Source organism: Paenirhizobium naphthalenivorans (genome assembly GCF_007992095.1).
In the GTDB taxonomy this organism is placed as follows: Bacteria; Pseudomonadota; Alphaproteobacteria; order Rhizobiales; family Rhizobiaceae; genus Allorhizobium; species Allorhizobium naphthalenivorans.
This window is the reverse complement of the sequence record NZ_BJZP01000026.1, coordinates 31,301-52,321: the sequence shown is the minus strand read 5'-3', so window position 1 is coordinate 52,321 and position 21,021 is coordinate 31,301. Positions and strand designations below refer to the sequence as shown.

At 60.8% G+C, this 21,021-nt stretch carries 17 protein-coding genes; 8 read left to right on the top strand and 9 right to left on the bottom strand.

What is annotated here, in order from left to right:
- The first annotated feature begins 45 nt into the window (after window positions 1-45).
- Window positions 46-1,224: an acyl-CoA dehydrogenase gene (locus RNA01_RS19285; protein WP_371864080.1), complete on the top strand. Its 1,179-nt coding sequence runs from the start codon at window positions 46-48 to the stop codon at window positions 1,222-1,224.
- A 409-nt stretch (window positions 1,225-1,633) separates the two neighbouring features.
- Window positions 1,634-2,644 carry a diguanylate cyclase gene (locus RNA01_RS19280; protein WP_147181795.1) on the top strand — a complete coding sequence of 337 codons (1,011 nt, stop codon included), beginning with the start codon at window positions 1,634-1,636 and terminating at the stop codon, window positions 2,642-2,644.
- A gap of 89 nt (window positions 2,645-2,733) precedes the next feature.
- Here RNA01_RS19280 and RNA01_RS19275 read toward each other — a convergent pair whose 3' ends face one another.
- Complete coding sequence (locus tag RNA01_RS19275) at window positions 2,734-3,354, bottom strand: riboflavin synthase subunit alpha (RefSeq protein WP_147181794.1); 621 nt, start codon at window positions 3,352-3,354, stop codon at window positions 2,734-2,736.
- Between the two features lie 242 nt (window positions 3,355-3,596).
- Between RNA01_RS19275 and RNA01_RS19270 the strand changes: the two genes are divergently transcribed.
- Window positions 3,597-4,520: a 1-phosphofructokinase family hexose kinase gene (locus RNA01_RS19270; RefSeq protein WP_147181793.1), complete on the top strand. Its 924-nt coding sequence runs from the start codon at window positions 3,597-3,599 to the stop codon at window positions 4,518-4,520.
- A 27-nt stretch (window positions 4,521-4,547) separates the two neighbouring features.
- Here RNA01_RS19270 and RNA01_RS19265 read toward each other — a convergent pair whose 3' ends face one another.
- The 5 genes from RNA01_RS19265 to ppsA form a co-directional block, all read right to left on the bottom strand.
- Window positions 4,548-5,657, bottom strand: a complete 1,110-nt coding sequence (locus tag RNA01_RS19265; RefSeq protein WP_147181792.1) for an ABC transporter ATP-binding protein — start codon at window positions 5,655-5,657, stop codon at window positions 4,548-4,550.
- Between the two features lie 4 nt (window positions 5,658-5,661).
- Window positions 5,662-6,555, bottom strand: coding sequence for a carbohydrate ABC transporter permease (locus RNA01_RS19260; protein ID WP_174824569.1), 894 nt, complete (start codon window positions 6,553-6,555; stop codon window positions 5,662-5,664).
- Complete coding sequence (locus tag RNA01_RS19255) at window positions 6,552-7,451, bottom strand: carbohydrate ABC transporter permease (protein WP_210245778.1); 900 nt, start codon at window positions 7,449-7,451, stop codon at window positions 6,552-6,554. The genes RNA01_RS19260 and RNA01_RS19255 overlap by 4 nt, the downstream gene beginning before the upstream one ends.
- A 117-nt stretch (window positions 7,452-7,568) precedes the next feature.
- Complete coding sequence (locus RNA01_RS19250; RefSeq protein WP_210245779.1) at window positions 7,569-8,807, bottom strand: ABC transporter substrate-binding protein; 1,239 nt, start codon at window positions 8,805-8,807, stop codon at window positions 7,569-7,571.
- Window positions 8,808-9,028: 221 nt separating this feature from the next.
- Window positions 9,029-11,425, bottom strand: a complete 2,397-nt coding sequence (gene ppsA / locus RNA01_RS19245) for a phosphoenolpyruvate synthase (RefSeq protein WP_147181789.1) — start codon at window positions 11,423-11,425, stop codon at window positions 9,029-9,031.
- A 307-nt stretch (window positions 11,426-11,732) separates the two neighbouring features.
- Between ppsA and RNA01_RS19240 the strand changes: the two genes are divergently transcribed.
- The 4 genes from RNA01_RS19240 (at window position 11,733) to RNA01_RS19225 (ending at window position 15,297) form a co-directional block, all read left to right on the top strand.
- Complete coding sequence (locus RNA01_RS19240; protein ID WP_147181788.1) at window positions 11,733-12,668, top strand: LysR family transcriptional regulator; 936 nt, start codon at window positions 11,733-11,735, stop codon at window positions 12,666-12,668.
- A 276-nt stretch (window positions 12,669-12,944) separates the two neighbouring features.
- Window positions 12,945-13,916 carry a tonB-system energizer ExbB gene (exbB, locus tag RNA01_RS19235; RefSeq protein WP_371864079.1) on the top strand — a complete coding sequence of 324 codons (972 nt, stop codon included), beginning with the start codon at window positions 12,945-12,947 and terminating at the stop codon, window positions 13,914-13,916.
- 5 nt (window positions 13,917-13,921) lie between these two features.
- Entirely contained in the window at window positions 13,922-14,398 is a 477-nt protein-coding gene (exbD, locus tag RNA01_RS19230; RefSeq protein ID WP_147181786.1) for a TonB system transport protein ExbD, read from the top strand.
- Window positions 14,395-15,297: an energy transducer TonB gene (locus tag RNA01_RS19225; RefSeq protein WP_147181785.1), complete on the top strand. Its 903-nt coding sequence runs from the start codon at window positions 14,395-14,397 to the stop codon at window positions 15,295-15,297. Before exbD ends, RNA01_RS19225 begins: the two co-directional genes overlap by 4 nt.
- On the opposite strand, the gene RNA01_RS19220 is transcribed toward RNA01_RS19225, so the two are convergent.
- The 3 genes from RNA01_RS19220 to RNA01_RS19210 form a co-directional block, all read right to left on the bottom strand.
- A complete protein-coding gene (locus RNA01_RS19220) occupies window positions 15,294-16,823 on the bottom strand; it encodes a bifunctional aminoglycoside phosphotransferase/ATP-binding protein (protein WP_147181784.1) in 1,530 nt (509 codons plus the stop codon). The genes RNA01_RS19225 and RNA01_RS19220 overlap by 4 nt on opposite strands.
- Before the next feature lie 179 nt (window positions 16,824-17,002).
- Complete coding sequence (amaB, locus tag RNA01_RS19215) at window positions 17,003-18,544, bottom strand: L-piperidine-6-carboxylate dehydrogenase (RefSeq protein WP_147181783.1); 1,542 nt, start codon at window positions 18,542-18,544, stop codon at window positions 17,003-17,005.
- A 62-nt stretch (window positions 18,545-18,606) separates the two neighbouring features.
- Window positions 18,607-19,890, bottom strand: coding sequence for an NAD(P)/FAD-dependent oxidoreductase (locus RNA01_RS19210; RefSeq protein WP_147181782.1), 1,284 nt, complete (start codon window positions 19,888-19,890; stop codon window positions 18,607-18,609).
- A 213-nt stretch (window positions 19,891-20,103) separates the two neighbouring features.
- Here RNA01_RS19210 and RNA01_RS19205 point away from each other — a divergent pair, with 213 nt between their 5' ends.
- Complete coding sequence (locus tag RNA01_RS19205) at window positions 20,104-21,021, top strand: LysR family transcriptional regulator (RefSeq protein ID WP_147181781.1); 918 nt, start codon at window positions 20,104-20,106, stop codon at window positions 21,019-21,021.

Here is a 21,021-nt window from a genome sequence, read left to right as displayed (position 1 = left end):
CAATCTATACCCGACTTTAGAGAGGATTTCAGACCTATGAGCGAAATGCGGCCATTTTCCTGGAGTGATCCATTCCTGATGACGGAGGTGCTCACCGAAGATGAGCGCATGATCCAGGCCTCTGCCGAGGCTTTTGCCCAAAGCGAGCTTATGCCGCGCGTCAGCGAGGCCTATCTCAACGAGACGGTTGCGCCTGAACTGTTCAAGTTGATGGGGCAAGCCGGTCTGCTCGGCGTGACGCTGCCGGAGAAATACGGCGCGGCAGATGCCGGCTATGTTGCCTACGGCCTTGTTGCCCGCGAAGTCGAGCGTATCGATTCCGGCTACCGCTCGATGATGAGCGTGCAATCCTCGCTGGTCATCTATCCGATCTATGCCTACGGCTCGGAAGAGCAGAAGGACAAGTACCTGCCGGGTCTCGTTTCCGGCGATCTGATCGGCTGCTTCGGTCTCACCGAACCGGATGCCGGCTCCGATCCAGGCGGCATGAAGACCCGCGCCGAGAAGATCGAGGGCGGTTACCGCCTGCGTGGTTCCAAGATGTGGATTTCGAATGCGCCGATCGCAGACGTCTTTGTCGTCTGGGCGAAATCCGAAGCCCATGGCGGTGAGATTCGCGGCTTTGTGCTCGAAAAGGGTATGAAGGGTCTCTCCGCTCCAAAGATCGGCGGCAAGCTCTCGCTGCGCGCTTCTGTCACCGGTGAAATCGTCTTGGACGGTGTCGAAGTGGGCGAAGATGCTCTTCTGCCCGGTGTCTCCGGCCTCAAGGGACCGTTCGGCTGCCTCAACCGCGCCCGCTACGGCATTTCCTGGGGCGTCATGGGGGCGGCCGAAGATTGCTGGCATCGCGCTCGCCAGTATGGCCTCGACCGCAAGCAGTTCGGCAAGCCGCTCGCCGGCACGCAGCTCTACCAGAAGAAGCTGGCCGACATGCAGACGGAAATCACGCTCGGTCTGTTCGCCTCGCTGCGGGTCGGCCGCCTGATGGATGAGCATCAGTTCGCGCCGGAAATGATCTCGATCATCAAGCGCAACAACTGCGGCAAGGCGCTCGACATCGCTCGCATGGCCCGCGACATGCACGGCGGCAATGGTATCCAGATCGAATACCATGTCATGCGCCATGCGCAGAACCTGGAGACGGTCAATACCTACGAGGGGACGCATGATGTCCATGCGCTGATCCTTGGCCGTGCGCAGACCGGAATCCAGGCGTTCTTCTGAGTTTATCTGCATCTAATTCACTGTAGAGGCGGTCTTCGGGCCGCCTTTTTCATCTCGCAGTTCTGTCGGAGATGGGGCGGCTTCGTCGCTGGAGCCCCCTCCGGGGGGGGGGGCGATCGGGCAGCGTCCTGTTTGCGAGTGTGAGCAAGATTTTCCGGGGAATCCCCGGATTCTTGTTGTTTGTCATTCCATGGTGAAATTTAACTGTTCATCAACCGCTGCGCCATTAGCAGTGAACAAGCGATTCACGGTTTGTTAGAGTATTAGCGGACCGTCATCTTGAGCTATGTCGTTGGATGCCCTTTGTCACGCGCGTGGTCACGAAACCCCGTTGATCTGGTTGAGAGACCGCACACCCGGATCGTGAGTTTTCTAGTCTGGGTCCGCCGAGAAGCCAGGAGAAGCAGACATGTATGCCGTTGCCGTGCTCGACAGACAAGCCCTTGCCACATTCACGCGGGAGCATCCCTGGCTGGAATTTCCGGACGATATCCGTGAAGTTTCGCTGTTCTTCGATGACAACGGGTGTCCCGCGCGGCTGTCGGCGGTCTCTGTGGGTGCTGATGGCGCCGACTATCCGGCCGACACGAACGTGTTTTCCACCGACACCATACTGGCGCTTATCCGCTTCGCCCCGCACGGCACGCCCAGGAGCTGGGAAAGCCCGGAGGAGGCGCGCGTCTGGCGCATTCTCGAAAGGTTGCCGACGTGTGACGAAATGGTGCTGGTGGACGAGACTTTGGAGGCCAGTCGCCGGAGTGTGCTTGATGAAGCCTATGAAATCGTACGGAAGATGACCGTCGACGCGTACCAGGGACTTGCCGGATCCGCTGGGTCGCCGCAGGAGGCTGATCGGCTGAGTAAGGCTGCGCTTTTGGTGCCCGCGCGACTGGACGATGTGACCGAGGAGACCAAGCCGCTGTTTCTGGAGGTTGATCTCTGGCGCCTTGTGGCGGTTGTTCGCGACGAGGCCTCCATGTCAGTCGACTACGAGGTGCCGTCGGCGCTTGAACTGGACGAGCTGGACAGGCTGATCGGCGATCCCAGAGAGAGCGAAGGCGTCTCGGATTCGCTCATTCAAACCCTCTTCGATCTGTCGCCTGCGGCTTTCTCGATTTCGACCATCGGCAAGAACAGTTCACGCTACGTCCGCGTCAACAAGGCCTATCTCGATCTTGTCGGCAAGCGTTGGGAGGAGATCCGCGGCCACGAAATGGTTTCTTCAGGGTTGGCCATCGGCAATGAGGCGCGTGAGCGGCGACTTGCGATGCTGGATCGGGACGGCGCCTATTCGGGCGAGCGCGCGGAAATCCGCAACGCAAAGGGCGAAATCATCCCGATACTGATCTCGGCCCGGCGACTGAATCTCGCCGGAGAGCTTTATGATTTCGAAGTGATCACCGACGTCTCGCGGAACTGACCGGCGCGCACGATTTCGCCACACGCTTTGGCAAAAGCAAGGGATGCGCCACCGCAGCGCTTTGTCTTCGTCCGTCTGGCCGGTCGCCTTCACTGGCGCTTGTCGAGGAGGCGGGTAAGCGTGCGTTCCACGACATCGACCATGACCATGGTTTGGTGATCGACCTCGATGTTCAGCTTGTCGCCTGGCGCGTAACGTGGAAACGTCGTCTGCCGAAGTGTCTCGGGAATGAGGTTGATCTGAAAAACATTGCCTTGTGCTTCGGCCACAGTCAGGCTTGCGCCGTTGACCGCGAGGAAACCGCGCGGAAATATGTACTTCGCCCAGGCTTCGGGCACGGAAAAACGAATGAAAGCGCCAGGCATCTCGCTCTTGGCAGCGACCAACGTCGCCGTCGTCGCGATATGACCGGCAATCGCGTGCCCGCCATTTTCGTCATTGGGCTTGGCTGAACGCTCGATATTGACGCTGTCGCCGGCGGTGAGATCGGACAGATTGGTGCGCTCGAGCGTGGCGTCCATGGCATCGAACGTTACGGTCGAGCCGTTGATCGAGGTTGCCGAAAGGCAGACGCCCTCCACAGAAACACTGCCGCCGATCTGCAATCCCTCGACAAGGCGCTCCGGAAACTCGATGTGGAACTCGGTGTATCCCTCATGACGGATGATGTTGGTGACTGGAGCCACCGCCTGAACGATACCGGTATACATGTTTCTTCCTGTGTTCTTCTCTTAGCCTGGATGAGCCACCCGCGACGATTTTCGCCAAACGTAATGCGCAATGCGCCAAAAACAACCACTTAAACTGGATGCCGCATCAAGATTTTCTGAACATTCCTTCAGAGCCAGCCGATGACCTTGCCGTGCGTGAAGCATCAGCGCTATAGGTCTGTCGAACGGTTGCGGTGCAAACGATTTCTTGGATCTGTCATGAAGGAACGCTAGGTTCGGGCATGTCGAAAATTCTCTCCATTGCACTCAATCCCGCCATTGATATTTCCAGCGACGCCGACACGGTCTGTCACACGCACAAGACCCGTACGCACAACCAACGCCAGCATGCTGGCGGCGGCGGTGTCAACGTGGCGCGCGTGATCGTCGAACTGGGGGGCAATTGCGAATTGCTCTATCTCTCGGGCGGGGCCACCGGGACACTGCTTGAAGCCATGCTGAAGCCGCTTGATGTGCGGCAACATAGATTCGGGATCCACGATCCGGTGCGGGTCGCCTATAACGTGCGGGAGTTGTCGACCAATCTAGAATATCGCTTCGTGCCGGAAGGACCGCTGGTTACCGAGGAGGAGCTGGCGCCGGTCTTCGACCTGCTGGAAACAAGCGACGCGGACTATGTGGTCGCCAGTGGCAGCCTGCCGCGTGGCGTCGGCGAGGACATCTATGCCCGGATGGCCGACATAGCCTCCCGCAATAATGCCCGTTTCATACTCGACACGTCCGGCGAGGCACTGCATGTTACGCTTGTGAAGGCCAAGGTCTTCCTGGTCAAGCCGAGCCTTGGCGAGTTGCAGAGCTTTGTCGGGAAAAAGGTTGACCATGAAAATGCGGGTGAGGTGGCTCAGGCCATCGTCCGCAGCGGAGCTGCTCAATATATCGCCGTGACACTCGGGGGCGAGGGCGCAATCCTCGTCAGTGCTGACCGGGTTCATCGGCTGCCCGCGATCAACGTTCCCGTTCAGTCGGCGGTCGGTGCCGGGGACAGTTTCGTCGCGGGAATGACCTGGTCGCTGGCCGAGGGGCACGACATTGGCGAGGCTTTCCGCTTTGGCCTTGCTGCGGGGGCAGCGGCGGTGATGACTGCAGGCACCGAACTCTGCCTGCGCGATGATGTGCTGCGGCTCTACGGTGCAATCAAGGGCTAATCCTGACAGCGCTGCCCGGCTTCAGGATCAGAGCCGCATGCCGCTCTTGCCGTCGAACAGCTTTGCCTTGCCCATGTTGACCTCGAACCGGAAGATTTCGCCCGGCTTGACCCGTTCTTCAGGCCTGACGCGTGCAATCGCTTCTATGCCGCCCAGCGTGAAGACCAGCATGGTGTCCGGTCCGGTCGGTTCGACCACGTCGACCACGCGTTCGAAAGCGAACAGATCCGATTGCCGTACGCTATGGGCGCCGACATGGGTTATCGCTTCCGGGCGCAGTCCAAGATGGATCTCCTCGCCTTCGCGGCCCGTGACCTTTTCCGTCTGGTTCGAATTGAGAGGAAACAGGATCGTGCCTTCCTCGTCGGAGACGGCGATCGCATAGCCACCTTCATTGACGACCCGCCCCTTGACTATGTTCATCGACGGCGATCCCATGAAGCCAGCGACGAAAAGGTCGACCGGGTTCTCGTAGACTTCCTCCGGCGTGCCGAATTGCCGGACATGGCCGTTGTCCATCACGGCGATGCGCGAGGCGAGTGTCATTGCCTCGATCTGGTCGTGGGTGACGTAGACGATGGTCTTGCCAAGGCGCAGATGGAGTTTTTTTACCTCGGTCCGCATCTCGATGCGGAGCTTGGCATCGAGGTTCGAGAGCGGCTCGTCGAACAGGAAGACGTCCGGATTACGCACGAGCGCACGCCCCATTGCGACGCGCTGGCGCTGGCCGCCAGACAGTTGTCCCGGTTTGCGGTCAAGCAATTGCTCGATATGCAAAAGTTGGGAGACGTCGGCGAGTGCCTCATCCTGCACGGCGCGATCGACTCCGCGGGTCTGCATGCCGAAGGTGATGTTCTCCTGCACCGTTTTTGTCGGATAGAGCGCGTAGGACTGGAACACCATGGCGATGTTGCGGTCCTTCGGCGGTACGTCGTTGACCAGCTTGTCGCCGATCCGGATCTCTCCGCTGGTCAATGTCTCCAAGCCGGCGATCAGGTTGAGCAGGGTGGATTTACCACAGCCCGAGGGACCGACCAGGACGACGAATTCGCCATCCTCGAGGTCGATGCTCACACCCTTGATGACCTCGACCGGGCCGAATTTCTTCCAGACGTTCCGCAGTTCTACTTTTGCCATTCTCTCAACCTTTCACGGCACCTGCGGCCAAGCCGCGGACGAAATATTTGCCCGCCACGATGTAGACGAGAAGGGTTGGCAGGGCAGCGATGATCGCCGCTGCCATGTCGACATTATATTCCTTTACGCCGGTGCTCGACGCGACGATATTGTTGAGCGCGACCGTGACCGGATTACTGTCGCCGACCGTGAAGGCGACGCCGAACAGGAAGTCGTTCCAGATCTGCGTGAATTGCCAGATGACGGTCACGACGATGGTCGGCAGCGACATGGGCAACAGCAGCGTGAAGAAGATGCGGAAGAAGCCAGCGCCGTCGATCTTTGCTGCGTGGACGATGCCGTCCGACACACCGACGAAGAAGTTGCGGAAAAACAGCGTGGTGAAGGACAGGCCGTAGATCGTGTGCACCAGGATCAGGCCGTAGACGCTGCCGGCGAGACCGAAATAGCCGAGCATGCGCGCCATCGGTAGTAGCACGACCTGAAAGGGGATGAAGGAGCCGAACAGCATCAGCGCGAAGATGAAGTCGGCGCCGGGGAACTTCCATTTGGTCAACGCGTAACCGTTGAGCGCACCGAGCAGGGTGGAGATGGTAACGGCCGGGATGACCATCAGGATGGAATTCATGAAGTAAGGCTGCAGACCGGTGCAGCGAACGCCGACGCAAGCGGAACTCCATGCCTTTGCCCAGGCGGCGAAGGTTATCTCCTTCGGCAGGCTGATCAGAGACGACGTATGGATCTCCTCAAGCGACTTCAGAGAAGTCGCGATCATCACGAAGAGCGGCATCAGGTAATAGAGGCAGAAGAGACCGAGGATGGCGAAGAGCAGCATCCGCAGCAGCGTATTATGCAAACCTTTGGGGCGGACGATGCCGGAGACGGCGGTTCTGCTCATTTCGTCGGCCTCCGCAGTTCGGAATAGAGATAGGGGATGAAGATCGCCGTCACGGTCACCAGCATCATCACCGCGCTCGCAGCCGCCGTGCCAAGTTCGCTGCGTTGGAAGGCGAAGGAATACATGAAGGTTGCCGGCATGTCTGTCGCATAGCCGGGGCCGCCGCCGGTGAGCGCCATGACCAGGTCGAAGCTCTTGATCGCCAGATGCGAAAGGATGACGAAGGAAGAAAAAAAGACCGGGCGCACGATCGGCAGGATGATGTTCCAATAGGTGCGGAACGGGCCGGCGCCATCGATCGCTGCAGCCTTGATGATTTCGTCGTCGACCGAGCGCAGTCCAGCCAGGAACAGCGCCATGACATAGCCCGAGGATTGCCACACACCGGCGATGACGACGGTGTAGATCGCCATCTTCGGGTCGACCAGCCAGTCGAAGTTGAAGTTGGGAAACCCCCAGCCCTGGATGATCTTCTCGATGCCGAGGGTAGGGTTGAGGATCCATTTCCATGCGGTGCCGGTGACAATGAAGGACAACGCCATCGGATAGAGATAGATGGTGCGGATCACGCCTTCGGCACGAATCCGCTGATCCAGCAGTATGGCAAGGATGAGGCCGATCAGCATGCAGCCGACGATGAACATGCTGGTGAAGATGAACAGGTTTTCGAGCGCGACGTACCAACGCGGTGTGCTCCACAGCCGCTCATACTGGGCAAGGCCGATCAGCGTGTAGTTCGGCATGACGCCGGACTTGGTAAATGAAATATAGATTGTCCAGGCGATGAAGCCATAAACGAACACGAGACTGGCGGCGAACATCGGTGACACGACCATCTGCGGTAGCCACCGCTCGAAAAAGCGATCAAACGCGATCCGTCGGCTCTTGTCACTCATGCTTCGGCTCCTCCCCGCATTATCTTCATCACCCACCCGCGGTCTGCGCCGCCCTAAGCGGGATGCACCGGAGGCCGGCATGGCCGGACCCCGGTGGGCATCGATCGAGGAAATGCCTTACTGCGCGCGCTTCACGGCTTCGCCCATGGCCTTGGCGGCATCGGCCGAACTCATCTCCGAATTGAAGAAATTGGTGATGACGTCGAGGAACTCGCCCCGTACCGTACGCGGAACCGCCATTTCATGGGCCATGGAGGGAACGAAGGTGTTGTTCTTCACAGCAGCGATCATGTCCTCGTGGGACTTTAGGGCGCAGCTGTCGAACTTGTCCAGCTTGACGTCGGTCCGGGCCGGAATAGAGCCCTTAGCCAGGTTGAAGGTTTCCTGAAACTCGGGCGACATGATCAAGCTCGCCAACACCTTCTGACCTTCGATGCGGTCGGCGCCTGAGACCTTGAAGAAGGCAAAGCTGTCGGTGTTGAAGCTGAAGCCATTTCCGGGCGTCGGTGCGCAAATGAAGTCCTTGCCCGGCACCTTGCCGGCGGCGAGAAATTCGCCCTTGGCCCAGTCGCCCATGATCTGGAAGGCGGCTTCGCCGTTCATCACCATAGCGGTCGCGAGGTTCCAGTCGCGGCCGGAGAAGCCCGGATCGACATCGCCACGCAGTTTGCGGAGCTGATCGAAGACCTTGACCATGGTCTCCCCGGTCAGGGCTTCCTGGTCAAGCTCGATCAGCGCCTTGCGATAGAAGTCGGCACCCATGCTCAGCACGATCGTTTCGAATACGGTGGCATCCTGCCAAGGTTGTCCACCATGGGCGAGTGGTGTAATTCCGGCTGCCTTCAGCTTGTCAGCGACCGCGTTGAATTCGTCCCAGGTCTTGGGAACTTCCGCTCCGACCTTGGCGAGTACTGCGGGGTTGACCCACATCCAGTCAATCCGGTGAACGTTGACCGGAGCTGCGACGTACTTGCCTTTGTATTTCATAATCTCCGCCATGGACGGTGGCAGGACATCGTCCCACTTCTCGGCCTTGGCCACGTCCTCGACATCGGCCAGAACGCCCTGTTCGGCCCATTCCTGGATGCCGGGGCCCTTCAGCTGAACAGCCGCCGGGGGATTGCCGGCCATAACGCGGGCGCGAAGTGCCGTCATCGCGGCATCTCCACCGCCGCCGGCGATTGGCGAGTCTTCCCACTTGCCACCCTGCTTCTCGAAGGCTTCTTTCAAAGTACCTACGGCCTTGGCTTCACCACCTGATGTCCACCAGTGCAGGACCTCGACGGTGCCGCCGGCATGGCCAGCGACTGGCAGCATCAGAAGCGAAATGGCAGTTGCAGTCAAAAGAGATTTCAAATTGCGCATGGTACCCTCCCGTAAATTGCGGGCTCAAACGCCCGATGCCTGAATGGCCTTGGAAAAAGCTACTTGGATCTGCATAAAAGCTGCCGAGCGATCGTCCGCATTCAGCGGCCCATAGACGAAAACAGACTACAACAATAATGATAGGCTTATTTGACACGGATCAATCGGCGCGGGAAAATAACCCCGCGCCGATTGGCTGGCCGGGCGAGCAATCAGCTGCGGCCAGCCTTGGCCTTTTCCGCCTTGGCGACGATCTGCTTAACGGCGATGAAACTGTCAGGGCTGACTGACATTGAGTCGATGCCGCAATCGACCAGAAACTCGGCGAATTCTGGATGATCGCTCGGTGCCTGACCGCACAGGCCGATCTTGGCGCCGGCCTTATTCGCCTCCGAAATGACCTTCTCGATCATCCATTTGACCGCCTCGTCCTGCTCGTCGAACAGGTCGGCGAGTTCGCCCGAATCGCGATCGACGCCGAGGGTAAGCTGGGTGAGGTCGTTCGAGCCGATTGAGAAGCCGTCGAAGCGGTCGGCGAACTTGGCGGCCAAGATGACATTCGAGGGGATCTCGCACATCACGTAGATCTGCAGGCCGTTCTCGCCGCGCTTCAGGCCGTTCTCCGCCATGACGCCAAGCACCTTGTCGGCCTCGCCGACCGAGCGGCAGAATGGGATCATCACGACGACGTTGGTGAAGCCCATTTCATCACGCAGGCGCTTGATGGCACGGCATTCGAGCGCAAAGCCCTCGCGGTAACGGGGCGAGTAGTAGCGCGATGCGCCACGGAAGCCGATCATCGGGTTTTCTTCCGCAGGCTCGAACTCGGCACCGCCGACGAGGCCGGCATATTCATTGGTCTTGAAGTCGCTCATGCGGATGATGACAGGCTTCGGATAGACGGCGGCGGCCAGCCTCCCCAGTCCAAGCGCGAGCTTGTCGACGAAATAGTCCGGCTTGTTGTCATAGCCGGCGGTCAATTTGGCGATCTCGGCCTTGGCTTCTTCGTCCTTCAATGTGTCGAAATGAACGAGTGCCATCGGATGCACCCGGATGGCGTTTGACACGACGAACTCCATGCGGGCAAGGCCGATGCCATCGGCCGGCAAGCGCCACCAGCGAAAGGCGGAGCCAGGGTTGGCCAAGTTCAGCATGACCGCGGTCTTGGTCGCCGGCAGACCGGTAACATCAAGCTTCTCGACCGAGAAATCAGCGATGCCCTCATAAACGAAGCCTTCGTCACCCTCGGCGCAGGAGATGGTCACTTCCTGGCCAGTGTGCAGAATCTCGGTCGCGTTGCCGCTGCCGACGACGGCGGGCAGGCCGAGTTCACGGCTGACGATAGCGGCATGTGACGTACGCCCGCCATGGTCGGTGATGATGGCCGCGGCGCGTTTCATGATCGGCACCCAGTCCGGGTCGGTGGTTTGCGTGACGAGGATCGAGCCATCGACGAACTGATCGATGTCCTTGGCGCTTTCGATCAGGCAAACCTGCCCGCTGGCGATGGCATCGCCGATCGACAGACCCTTGGTCAGGATCTTACCCTTTTTATGGATGGTATAGGATTTGAAGGCGCCGACATCACGCCGCGCCTGAACCGTTTCCGGGCGGGCCTGGACGATGAACATATCGCCTGTGTTGCCGTCACGCGCCCATTCCATGTCCATCGGGCAGCCGTAGTGCTGTTCAATGGTTGTCGCCCAGCGGGCGAGTTCGACGATCTCCCGGTCGCTCAGCACCCAAGCAGCCCGCTCGACCTTGGAGGTCGGGACGTTGCGCGTCGGGTTATCTCCGACGGCATAGATCATCTTGATGTCCTTGGCGCCCTTCTTTTTCTCGATGATCGGCGAAAGCGCCCTATTGTCGAGCAAAGGCTTGAACACTTGGTATTCGTCCGGGTCGACCGCCCCCTGCACGACATTTTCGCCGAGCCCCCAGGCAGCATTGATCAGCACGACCTTGTCGAAGCCGGTTTCGGTGTCGATCGAGAACATCACGCCGGAACCGCCGATGTCGGAGCGCACCATCTGCTGTACGCCGATCGACAGCGCCACCTTCATATGATCGAAGCCCTTGGTCTTGCGGTAGCTGATCGCGCGGTCGGTGAAGAGCGAGGCGTAGCAGCGGCGGCAGGCGTCAATCAGCGCGGTTTCGCCCCGGATGTTGAGGAAAGTCTCCTGCTGGCCAGCAAAGCTGGCATCCGGCAGATCCTCGGCGGTTGCGCTGGAACGCACGGCCACCTCGACCTCGTCCACCCCGGCGCGGCTGGATAGCTCTCGGTAGGCGGTGCGGATCTCGGACTCCATCTCGGCCGGCCAGTCGCCCTTGAGGAAGATGTTGCGGATCGCCAGTCCGGTTTCAGCGAGCGTCGCCTTGCCCGCCTCCCACTCGGCGATGAAGTCGGTCATGCGGTCCTTGAGCTTGTTCGCCGACACATAGTTCCAATAGGCGTCGGATGTGGTGGCGAAGCCTGGTGGAACCCGAATGCCCTTGGCCTCGAGCGTCTGGACCATTTCGCCGAGCGAGGCATTCTTGCCGCCGACTCGGGGAACGTCATGGCGCCCCAGTGTTTCAAACCATGCGATGGACTGCTGCACTGCGGACATGAGAATTCTCCCGGATAATGTCTTTTGTGATGGATCGCTTGAAACGACTATAATGTTCTCAACTATAAGCACCGCTTTGTCACCGTGCTTTGACAATAATCAAACGGGCCTGTGAATGCAGCCTTCCGGGCCTCGCTCGCTTGACGGCGCCTTCGGTGTTTGTTCCGCGCCGGCTTCGGCATACGCTGGCGGTGACTGCGCTCAATGGTTGCGTCCGCTCTTGAAGGCGCCCTCGCTTAAACGCTTGAATCAGATTCAATTTCCAGCAGTATTCATTCATAGGATTCATTAAAGGAACAGCTGTTTCATGCGCGTCGACTTTCTCGGCCTGGAGGCCTTTTTGTGCATTGCCGATCGCGGCAGCTTTCACCGGGCGGCCGCCCACCTCAATCTTTCTCAGACGGCTCTCAGCCACAGGATGAAGAAGCTCGAGGACGATCTTGGACTGAAACTTCTGGCGCGTACGACACGCCAAGTGGCCTTGACGCCGACCGGGGTCGAATTGCTGCCCAAGGCGCGACGTATCATGGAGGAGATCACCTCGTCGTTCGAGCAGTTGCGATTGCGCGGCAGAGAACGGCAGGAACATATTTCGATCGCTTGCCTGCCGACAGTGGCATCAATCTACCTACCGGGAATTCTCGGTGGCTTTCTCGATGAATACCGCGATGTCCGTGTGCGGATTCTCGATCACTCGGCCTCCGAGATCATCGACCATCTTCGCAAGGGCGAGGTGGAATTCGGAATTTCCATCGTCTCGTCGATGGCGATGGATCTCGAGATCACACCACTCTTCAAGGAGGCCTTCGTCCTTGCCTGTCCCAAGAGCCATCCACTGGCCAAGGGCGAAACTGCAACCTGGCAGGATCTCGAGGGGGAGCCGCTGATCCGCATTGGCACACTCACTGGAAACCGTATCCTGATTGACGATGCGCTTGGCAGTCGCCGGGAGAGCCTGTTGTGGCGCTACGAAGTGCGCCATATCGCGACTGCCATCAACATGGTGCAGGCGGGGCTCGGCTTGACGGTTCTCCCGGAGTTCGCCCTTGAAGGGAGTCGGGCCACCGAAATCGTCGCCGTGCCGATCCGTAATCCTTCCGTCGCGCGCACGATCGGCATCATCACGCGCAAGGGCATTCCGCTCAGTCCGCCCGCCGAGGCACTGTTTGGTCTGGTCATACGCGAGTTTCGTCAGGAAAAGCCGGTCAAGGCCTCACGCAAGTCGACGGATCTCGGCGAGTAGCCCCCCCTCCGTAGTTCTCGTCCGTTGCGGACCGCCGGAATCGCCTGGACCTGCGATTCCTTGGGAAGTTCGTCACTAATCTTTCGTTTCGCATTCAACTTTTTTTGACCGATGGGGTGCTTAATACTTGTCAAAATAACTCAAGTTATTTATCGACAAGGGCGGCGTCGCGATACCGGTGGGCAAAGTCTGCGGCGGTCTATCGGGACCTGTCACCAGAAAAAGGAGCTCCCAGTGTATCTTCGTCATTCGCAGCTCTGCATCAAGGGCCTCGCGCTGACCGGTTTTCTGGTTCTCGCCCCTGTCGCGTGTTTTGCGCAGGAGCCGGCCATGATCGCGCCCGTCGTCTCGACCTCATCCGCCGCTCCGGCCTCGGTTCGACCATTTGCGCCCGCCTTGAGCGAACCGCCTTCGGCAACGCCTGAATCCATGCCGGCAACGGCTCTTTCTCCGGTGGTGGCTGAGCAGGCGGCCGCTGCGCCGATGGTTGGGGAATCAGCAACGGACGAAGGCTTTTCTCGCCTGGATTTACCGCACAATCTCTCGCCGCTCGGTATGTTCATGGCCGCCGACTGGGTCGTCAAGGCGGTGATGGTGTCGCTCGCCTTCGCCTCGCTCGTTACCTGGACCGTTTGGCTTGCCAAGACGCTGCAACTCGCCGGTGCCCGGGTTCGGACGACACGAGGCCTGAACGTCGTTCTTAAGGCGCATACGCTTGAGCGCGCGCTGGCCGACATGGCGGGCCGTGGCGGAGTCGTCGTATCGATGCTGAGCAGCGCTGGCGAGGAAATCCGACTTTCGGACGCGGCCATCGATCAGGCTGGCGGCGAGGGCGTCAAGGAACGCGTCGCCTCGGCACTCGCGCGCATCGAGGTTCGCGCGGGTCGCCATATCGCCAAGGGTACCGGCGTGCTGGCGACGATCGGTTCGACCGCACCATTCGTGGGTCTGTTCGGCACAGTCTGGGGGATCATGAATTCCTTTATCGGCATCTCCGAATCCCAGACGACCAATCTGGCCATCGTCGCTCCGGGCATAGCAGAAGCGCTGTTGGCCACGGCCATCGGTCTGGTCGCAGCGATCCCCGCCGTCATCATCTATAATGTTCTTGCCCGCTCGGTGACCGCTTATCGGCAGTTACTGGGTGACGCTGCGGCTGGCATCGAGCGGTTGATCAGCCGTGACCTCGACTATCGCACGGTCCGCCACGGTGCCAAAGCCGCCGCTTTGGCGTTTGCTGCGGAGTAGCGGGAATGGCTGGTGGCATCCGAGAAAACCACTCCGGCGACGATCTGGCGGAAAACCACGAGATCAACGTCACGCCGTTCATCGATGTGATGCTCGTTCTGCTGATCATCTTCATGGTGGCCGCGCCGCTCGCGACCGTCGATGTGAGTGTCGACCTACCCGCCTCCACCTCGAAACCGGTGGAACGCCCTGATGAGCCTGTCTATGTCACGCTGAAGGAAGATATGAGCCTGTCGATCGGCAATGAGACAGTGGCGCGCGGGACATTGGGGGCCGATATCGACCGTCTGACCAAGGGCAACAGGGATAAGCGGATCTTCCTGCGCGCTGACAAGGCGGTAGAATATGGCGCCTTCATGGAGGTGATGAACCTGTTGCGCGATGCGGGGTATCTGAAGATCGCCCTGGTCGGGCTTGAGACCTTGGCGTCGTCACAACTCTCGCCGGGTGTGGAATCTCCGGTGCAAGGGACACCGCAATGACCCGCGATCCGATTGAACGCTCCAAGGGCAGGGCGGTCGGTGAGCTTCTGCTTTGGTCGACTGCGGCCGTCTGTGTGGCCGCGGCCCATGCCGGTGCTGTCGCTTTGCTGATGCAGCAGCCGGAGATAGTGGCTGCCGATGCCGCACCGCCGGCGGCGATCATGATTGAGTTGGCGCCCGAGCCCGTGGTGGATGTGACCGAGGAAAAGCAGATCGTCCCTGATCAGCTCGATGCGGATGAGGTGAAGACGGCTTCGCACCAGCCGGAGTTGACGCCGATCGTGGAACCCGAGCCGCTGCCGGAACTTTCGGTCGAAGAGGTCGTGGAGCCAGTCACAGAACCGCCCCCGCTCGAACCCGAGCCGCCGCCGGTCGATGAAACCGCTCCTCTTGAGCAGATGGCGTTGGCGCAGCTGGAAAACATGGTCGTGCCCATTCCCGTCATGCGCCCGCCCCGGTTGAATGTGGAGAGGCCCAAGAAGAAGGTCGAGGCGAAGCCGGTCGCCAAGCGGCAGCCTCCGCCGCCGGCATCCCAAGCGGCACGCAAGGCCAAGGCCGAGATTGAGCAAGCAGATCGCACCGCGGCGAAGGCGACAAGCGATGGAGGCGGTCGGAATGTCAGCCCCGCCAAATGGCAGTCCCGCCTGATGTCGCATCTGGAACGCCGCAAGCGCTATCCGTCGGAGGCGCGCCGCGAGCGTGAGGAAGGAACCGTCTATGTTCGGTTTCGGATCGATGACGGTGGCAATGTGCTTTCAGTTTCGCTGTCGCGTTCGTCCGGCCATGCGAGCCTGGATCAGGCCGTTCTGGATATGGTGCGTCACGCCTCTCCTGTTCCAGCGCCGCCGCCGGGTGTGAGCAAGACGATCACCGCGCCGGTGCGCTTCAATATGCGCTAGGATGGCTGGCGAAGAAATGTTTCGGCGGCAAGAAGGACGGCATCGATTGTGCCGGCCGCATCGACGCGGTGCCAGTCCATCGGCCCGAGGTCCTTCGACAGCTGCCTCTCAAGCACATCAAGTGTCGCGTCGGATTGACCCTTCGGTCTTGATGCAATGCGCGATTGCAGGGTGCTGGCGCCAGCCTCCAGCCAGAGGCCGGTGAAAGGTACGTGCAGTTGCTCAGCGACCGCCCGGATGGCGTTGCGGTCGTCGGTCCGGTCGAACACCGCATTAACGACGACGGTGCCGCCGCCGGCAATCACCAGCCGGGCCAAGTCGGCCATTGTCGAATAGACTTTCGCCGAAACATCTGGACGGTAGGCCTCAAGCGGCAGCCGTTCGTTGGCCGCGACGCCGAACATCGCCTTGCGGATGCGGTCGCTCTCGATCAGGCGGGCGCCTGGCGGTCCGGCAAGCCGCGGGGCGAGCCGGTCGGCGAGCGTCGACTTACCGGAACCGCTCAGGCCGCCGATGGCCACCAGTCGAGGTGCGCCTTGCACAAGCAGCGATGCGGCGAAGTCGAAATAGGCCTTGGCGTCTTGCGTCAGCTTGCCGTCGGGGTCGTTTCCCTCCTCGATCTGGGTGCCGGTCACATGGGCGCGAACGGCTGCCCGGACCGCCATGAAGAAGGGCAGGAGAGCGAAACCCTCGTCGTCACGACTGATGTCGAGGTAGCGGTTGACGACGATGTTGGCGAAATCCGGGAAACCGCGATGCCAGAGGTCCATCAACAGAAAGGCGAGGTCGTAGAGAATGTCGATCGTCGCGATCTGGTCGTTGAAATCGATGCAGTCGAACATGCGCGGCCCGGCAGGGCTGTCGAACAGGTTTCGCAGGTGCAGGTCGCCATGGCATAGCCGCACCTTGCCCTCGTTCTCCCGTTGATCCATCAGCGTGGCCCATTGCGCCCACGAGGTACGGAAGGCTTCGTTCAACCGGGCTATGGCCTGCGGTTCGAAAACATGGCTGGTGGCGAAGCCTGCCGCATTGATCTCCAGCACGCCGGCCATATTGGCGGAGCCACTGCCGGCGCGGACCACCGGGGCGTCGGCATGGACGGCCGCGATCATCCGGGCTGTCGCCTCCATGAGCGTTGCATCGAACTTGCCTTCGGTCGCCATGCGGTCGAACAGGTCATGCTGGGCAAAGCGGTTCATCTCTACCACGACGTCGAGCGGCTCGCCCTTACCGTCGAAGACGAGCGTGCCGTCTGCTTCACGCGTGATGTGGCGGATGCCGAGATAGAGGTCGGGCGTGGCGCGGCCGTTGAGTTCGACCTCGCGGTGGCAATAATGCAGTCGCAGCGCGTAGGTGGAAAAGTCGACATAGGGCAGCTTGACGGCGCGCTTCAACTTGTAGGCGCGGCCGTCGATCAGAAAGACCAGCGAAATATGGGTCTCGATGATCTTCACTGCGCCCGCTTCCCCATAACTCTCAGGAGCGCTCAAGAAGGCGATTACCGCCGACTGATCGTGAATGTTCATTCGCCCTCCCCGAGGTGCCGCCAGCTCACACCCGCACCTTGGCCGATTCCGAATGGGATGGCCAGTGCGGCCGATGAAACCTTTGTCTGATGTGGCGAGCCTTTCAAGCACGATACAAAAAAGCCGCGCGGTCCTTTTGAACCGCGCGGCCGCTCGACCCCAAAGGGCAGGATGAGCGATCAGCCTACGTCGAACTTGACGCCCTGAGCGAGCGGCAGAGTCTTGCCGTAGTTGATCGTGTTGGTGGCGCGGCGCATATAGGCCTTCCAGGCGTCGGAGCCGGATTCGCGACCGCCGCCGGTTTCCTTTTCACCCCCGAATGCGCCGCCGATTTCGGCACCAGACGGACCGATGTTGACGTTTGCGATGCCGCAGTCAGAACCTCGGTCCGACACGAAGGCTTCCGCCTCGCGCAGGTCGTTGGTGAAGATCGACGACGACAGGCCCTGCGGCACGTCATTGTTCAGTGCCAGCGCTTCGTCGAAATCGCTGTACTTGACGATATAGAGGATCGGCGCGAAGGTCTCCTCCTTGACCGGGCCGGTCTGGGCCGGCATTTCGACGATCGCCGGGCGCACATAGAAGGCGTCTGCTGCTTCATTCTGCATCAGGCGTTCACCACCCGAAACCTTGCCACCGGCAGCCTTGGCTTCGTCGAGGGCCTTCTGCATGCGGCCGAAGGAGCCTTCATCGATCAGCGGGCCGACGAGCGTGGTCGACTGCAGCGGGTTGCCGACCGTGACCGAGCCATAGGCCTGGATAAGGCGCGGAACGAGCTGGTCGTAGACGCTTTCATGGACGAACAGACGGCGCAGCGACGTGCAGCGCTGGCCGGCCGTGCCCATGGCGGCGAAGGCGACGCCGCGCAGCGTCAGGTCGAGGTCTGCCGTCGGGCAGACGATCGCTGCATTATTACCGCCGAGTTCAAGGATCGAGCGGCCGAAACGGGTGGCGACGCGCGGACCGACGGCGCGACCCATGAGGGTCGAGCCGGTTGCCGAGATGAGCGGAACCTTCGGGCTATCGACCAGAACTTCGCCGATCTCGCGGCCGCCGATCAGCAGTGTCGAGAGGTTGGCGGGCGCCTTGCCGCCGTCGGCGACATAGCGGCTGACAGCCTTCTCGAAGATCGCCTGGGTGGCGATGGCGGTCAGCGGGGTCTTTTCCGACGGCTTCCAGACGGTGGAGTTACCGCAGACAAGCGCCAGAGCCGAGTTCCAGGACCAGACGGCGACCGGGAAGTTGAAGGCCGAGATGATGCCGGTGACGCCGAGTGGATGCCAGCTTTCCATCATACGATGTTCGGCGCGCTCGGTGGCGATCGTCAGGCCGTAGAGCTGACGCGACAGGCCGACGGCGAAGTCGCAGATGTCGATCATTTCCTGCACTTCGCCGAGGCCTTCGGAGACGATCTTGCCGACTTCGATCGAAACGAGGCGGCCGAGATCTGCCTTGGCGGCGCGCAGCTCCTCGCCGAGCAGGCGGATCAATTCGCCGCGCTTGGGAGCCGGAACGAGGCGCCATTCGAGGAAGGCTTGGTGGGCGGCGTCGATCGCCGCCTTGGTGTCTGCGGCACTGATCTCGGCGATGGCGGCGATCTTCTCGCCGTTGATCGGCGAGCGGACGGCAAGCGTCCCGCCGGCGAGATTTGCGGCGGGTACGCCGAGGCGGCCCATGATGGCGGCCACTTCGGCCGAGAAGTTCAGGTTGGCAAGAGTCATGGTGTTCCTTCCAGTGATTTCGGATGTTCCATTATCTGGTTATCGTTGAGCCGCGTTTCGCTTCAGAAACGCGCGCCGGCGAAATGGGCGATCTGGGCGCCGGCTTCGTAATAGGCGCCTTTCAGGTTGCGCAGCGGGGCTTCGACGACTTCCCTCACAGGCAGAGGCAGATCAGCTTCTGAAAGCTCGCCGAGGATGTGACGGGCCAGTGTCTTACCGAAAACCGTGCCGGGTGCAATGCCACGGCCATTATAGCCGGAGAAGCCAACGACATTCTGCGCAAACTTGTGGAAGCGCGGAATGGCATCATCGGTCATGCCGATGCGGCCATACCATTCGGCCTCGAACTCGACATTGCCGAGTTCGGGGAAAAGCTTCTTCAAGGCCCGCTTTGCCCAGGCGCGGTGAATTCCAAGGCCTGTGTTGCGCAGCGCACCGCAGCTGCCGAAAACCAGACGGCCGGCCTGATCCATGCGGAAGGACGAGAGCACTTCCTTGGTGTCCCAACAGCCTTCGCGGCCGGGCAGGACTTTCTTCAGTTGGGCGGCGGTCAGCGGCTTCGTGGCAAAGTTGAAATAGGGCAGCAAGACCTGTTCGTTGCGCACCGCTTCCCAGGGACCGGTCGAATAGTATTCGGAGGCGACGACGATCCAGTCGGCCGACACCGAGCCGTTCGCCGTCTTCACCACCCAGCGGCTGCCATTGCGTTCCGTCGAAACGGCGGCGCTGCCAGTGTGGATCTTCGCTCCGGCAGCGATCGCCGCCTTGGCGAGCCCCCGAACATAGGCCAGTGGCTGGAGCGTTCCGGCGCGCATGTCGAGCAGCGATCCGGTATAGGCCGTCGTGCCGATGCGCTTCGCCGTCTCTTCGGCTGACAGGACGCGGACATCCGCGCCACGCGCTGCCCACTGGCTGCAGCGCTCCTTGATCTCCTTGAGGCCCTCTTCACCGACGGCACAGTGCAGGGTTCCGTTCTTTTCGATTTCGCAGGCGATGTCGTGCTTTTCCACCAGCGCCCGCACGAGGAGCGGCGCATTACCCAGCAGGTCGAGCACGCGTTCGCCATAGACGGGCCCCAGTACGCCGGGGATTTCCGCTGGCATGACCCACATGCCGCCGTTGATCAGGCCGACATTGCGACCGGCGCCGCCGAAACCGATCTCGGTCGCCTCGAGGAGGACGACCTTGGTTCCCGCCTCAGCGAGATGCAGCGCGGCGGATATGCCGGTGTAGCCGCCACCGACGATCACCACGTCGGCGTCCACGGGGCCTGCAAGCGGCGGTGTCACCGGTGCGGCCGGTGCAGTCTTTTCCCACAAACCGTGGGAGCGGGGGTCGTTCAGCATGATGTCTTCCTCTAGGGTGGCCGTGGGAGGCGGCCGAAAAGACGTATCGTTTCGATTGGCAGGCAGTTGCGATCCGCCCTTTTGGGTGGGAGGATCGCCAGAAGCGCGGTTCGCCCGTGTTATTGCGAAACGTAAAGTCTTGCGAAATCTAGAAGACGAAACTAACCCGTTCCAACGATAATTTCTCAAGAGTTCATTCCGTTGAGGTATAACATGCTGCCGGCCCGGCGCTTCCTTCCGTCGCTCTCATTGCTTGCCGCTTTCGAGGCGGCGGCCCGGACCGGCAGTATCACGGCCGCGGCGCGCGAACTCGACCTGACCCAGAGCGCCGTCAGCCGGCAGATCAAGGCGTTGGAGGACCAATTGGGCGTCGAACTGTTCCTGCGCGAACGCCAGACCATTCGCCTGACGGTCGCTGGTGATGGCTATGCGCGGGAAATCCGCGAGGCCCTGCGCCGCATCTCCAGTGCCTCGCTCAATCTTCGCGCCAACCCCAACGGCGGAACGTTGAACCTTGGCGTTCTTCCGACCTTCGGCGCGCGCTGGCTCGCACCCCGGCTCGCTGATTTTCTCGCGACCAATCCGGGTATTACGATCAATCTCATCACCCGCCTGTCGCCTTTCGATTTTCATCTGGATTCGATCGATGCGGCGATCCATTTCGGCGCGCCGGTCTGGCCTGGAGCCGATCTTACCCCACTGATGGGCGAGACGGTTATTCCGGTTTGCAGTCCAGCGTTCAAGGCCGCCCATCGGCTCGAAACGCCGGCCGACCTTCTCGACGTGCCGCTGCTGCATCTGACGAGCCGTCCGGACGCCTGGGAAAAATGGCTTTCGGCCAATGGCGTGGCGTTCGAGTCGGTACACGGGATGTTGTTCGATCAGTTCGCCGCGGCTGCGCAGGCGGCGATCGGCGGGCTTGGCGTGGCGCTGCTGCCGGTTTTTTTGTTCCGCGAGGAATTGGTGCGCGGTGATCTGATTGCCGCTATCGATCACGAGGTGGATAGCGAGGGGCGTTACTATCTGGCCTTCACGCGGGAACGGGCCAGCTATCTGCCGCTCGTCGCGTTTCGCAACTGGATCCTCGACGAGGTGGCACGAGAACGCAGCGCGGCGACGCAAGCCGGCTGA

Excerpts from the sequence above, each read along its gene's own strand:
- RNA01_RS19285 (WP_371864080.1), top strand. The coding sequence starts at position 46 with ATGCGGCCATTTTCCTGGAGTGATCCATTCCTGATGACGGAGGTGCTC.
- RNA01_RS19280 (WP_147181795.1), top strand. The coding sequence starts at position 1,634 with ATGTATGCCGTTGCCGTGCTCGACAGACAAGCCCTTGCCACATTCACG.
- RNA01_RS19275 (WP_147181794.1), bottom strand. The coding sequence starts at position 3,354 with ATGTATACCGGTATCGTTCAGGCGGTGGCTCCAGTCACCAACATCATC.
- RNA01_RS19270 (WP_147181793.1), top strand. The coding sequence starts at position 3,597 with ATGTCGAAAATTCTCTCCATTGCACTCAATCCCGCCATTGATATTTCC.
- RNA01_RS19265 (WP_147181792.1), bottom strand. The coding sequence starts at position 5,657 with ATGGCAAAAGTAGAACTGCGGAACGTCTGGAAGAAATTCGGCCCGGTC.
- RNA01_RS19260 (WP_174824569.1), bottom strand. The coding sequence starts at position 6,555 with ATGAGCAGAACCGCCGTCTCCGGCATCGTCCGCCCCAAAGGTTTGCAT.
- RNA01_RS19255 (WP_210245778.1), bottom strand. The coding sequence starts at position 7,451 with ATGAGTGACAAGAGCCGACGGATCGCGTTTGATCGCTTTTTCGAGCGG.
- ppsA (WP_147181789.1), bottom strand. The coding sequence starts at position 11,425 with ATGTCCGCAGTGCAGCAGTCCATCGCATGGTTTGAAACACTGGGGCGC.
- RNA01_RS19240 (WP_147181788.1), top strand. The coding sequence starts at position 11,733 with ATGCGCGTCGACTTTCTCGGCCTGGAGGCCTTTTTGTGCATTGCCGAT.
- exbD (WP_147181786.1), top strand. The coding sequence starts at position 13,922 with ATGGCTGGTGGCATCCGAGAAAACCACTCCGGCGACGATCTGGCGGAA.
- RNA01_RS19225 (WP_147181785.1), top strand. The coding sequence starts at position 14,395 with ATGACCCGCGATCCGATTGAACGCTCCAAGGGCAGGGCGGTCGGTGAG.
- RNA01_RS19220 (WP_147181784.1), bottom strand. The coding sequence starts at position 16,823 with ATGAACATTCACGATCAGTCGGCGGTAATCGCCTTCTTGAGCGCTCCT.
- amaB (WP_147181783.1), bottom strand. The coding sequence starts at position 18,544 with ATGACTCTTGCCAACCTGAACTTCTCGGCCGAAGTGGCCGCCATCATG.
- RNA01_RS19210 (WP_147181782.1), bottom strand. The coding sequence starts at position 19,890 with ATGCTGAACGACCCCCGCTCCCACGGTTTGTGGGAAAAGACTGCACCG.
- RNA01_RS19205 (WP_147181781.1), top strand. The coding sequence starts at position 20,104 with ATGCTGCCGGCCCGGCGCTTCCTTCCGTCGCTCTCATTGCTTGCCGCT.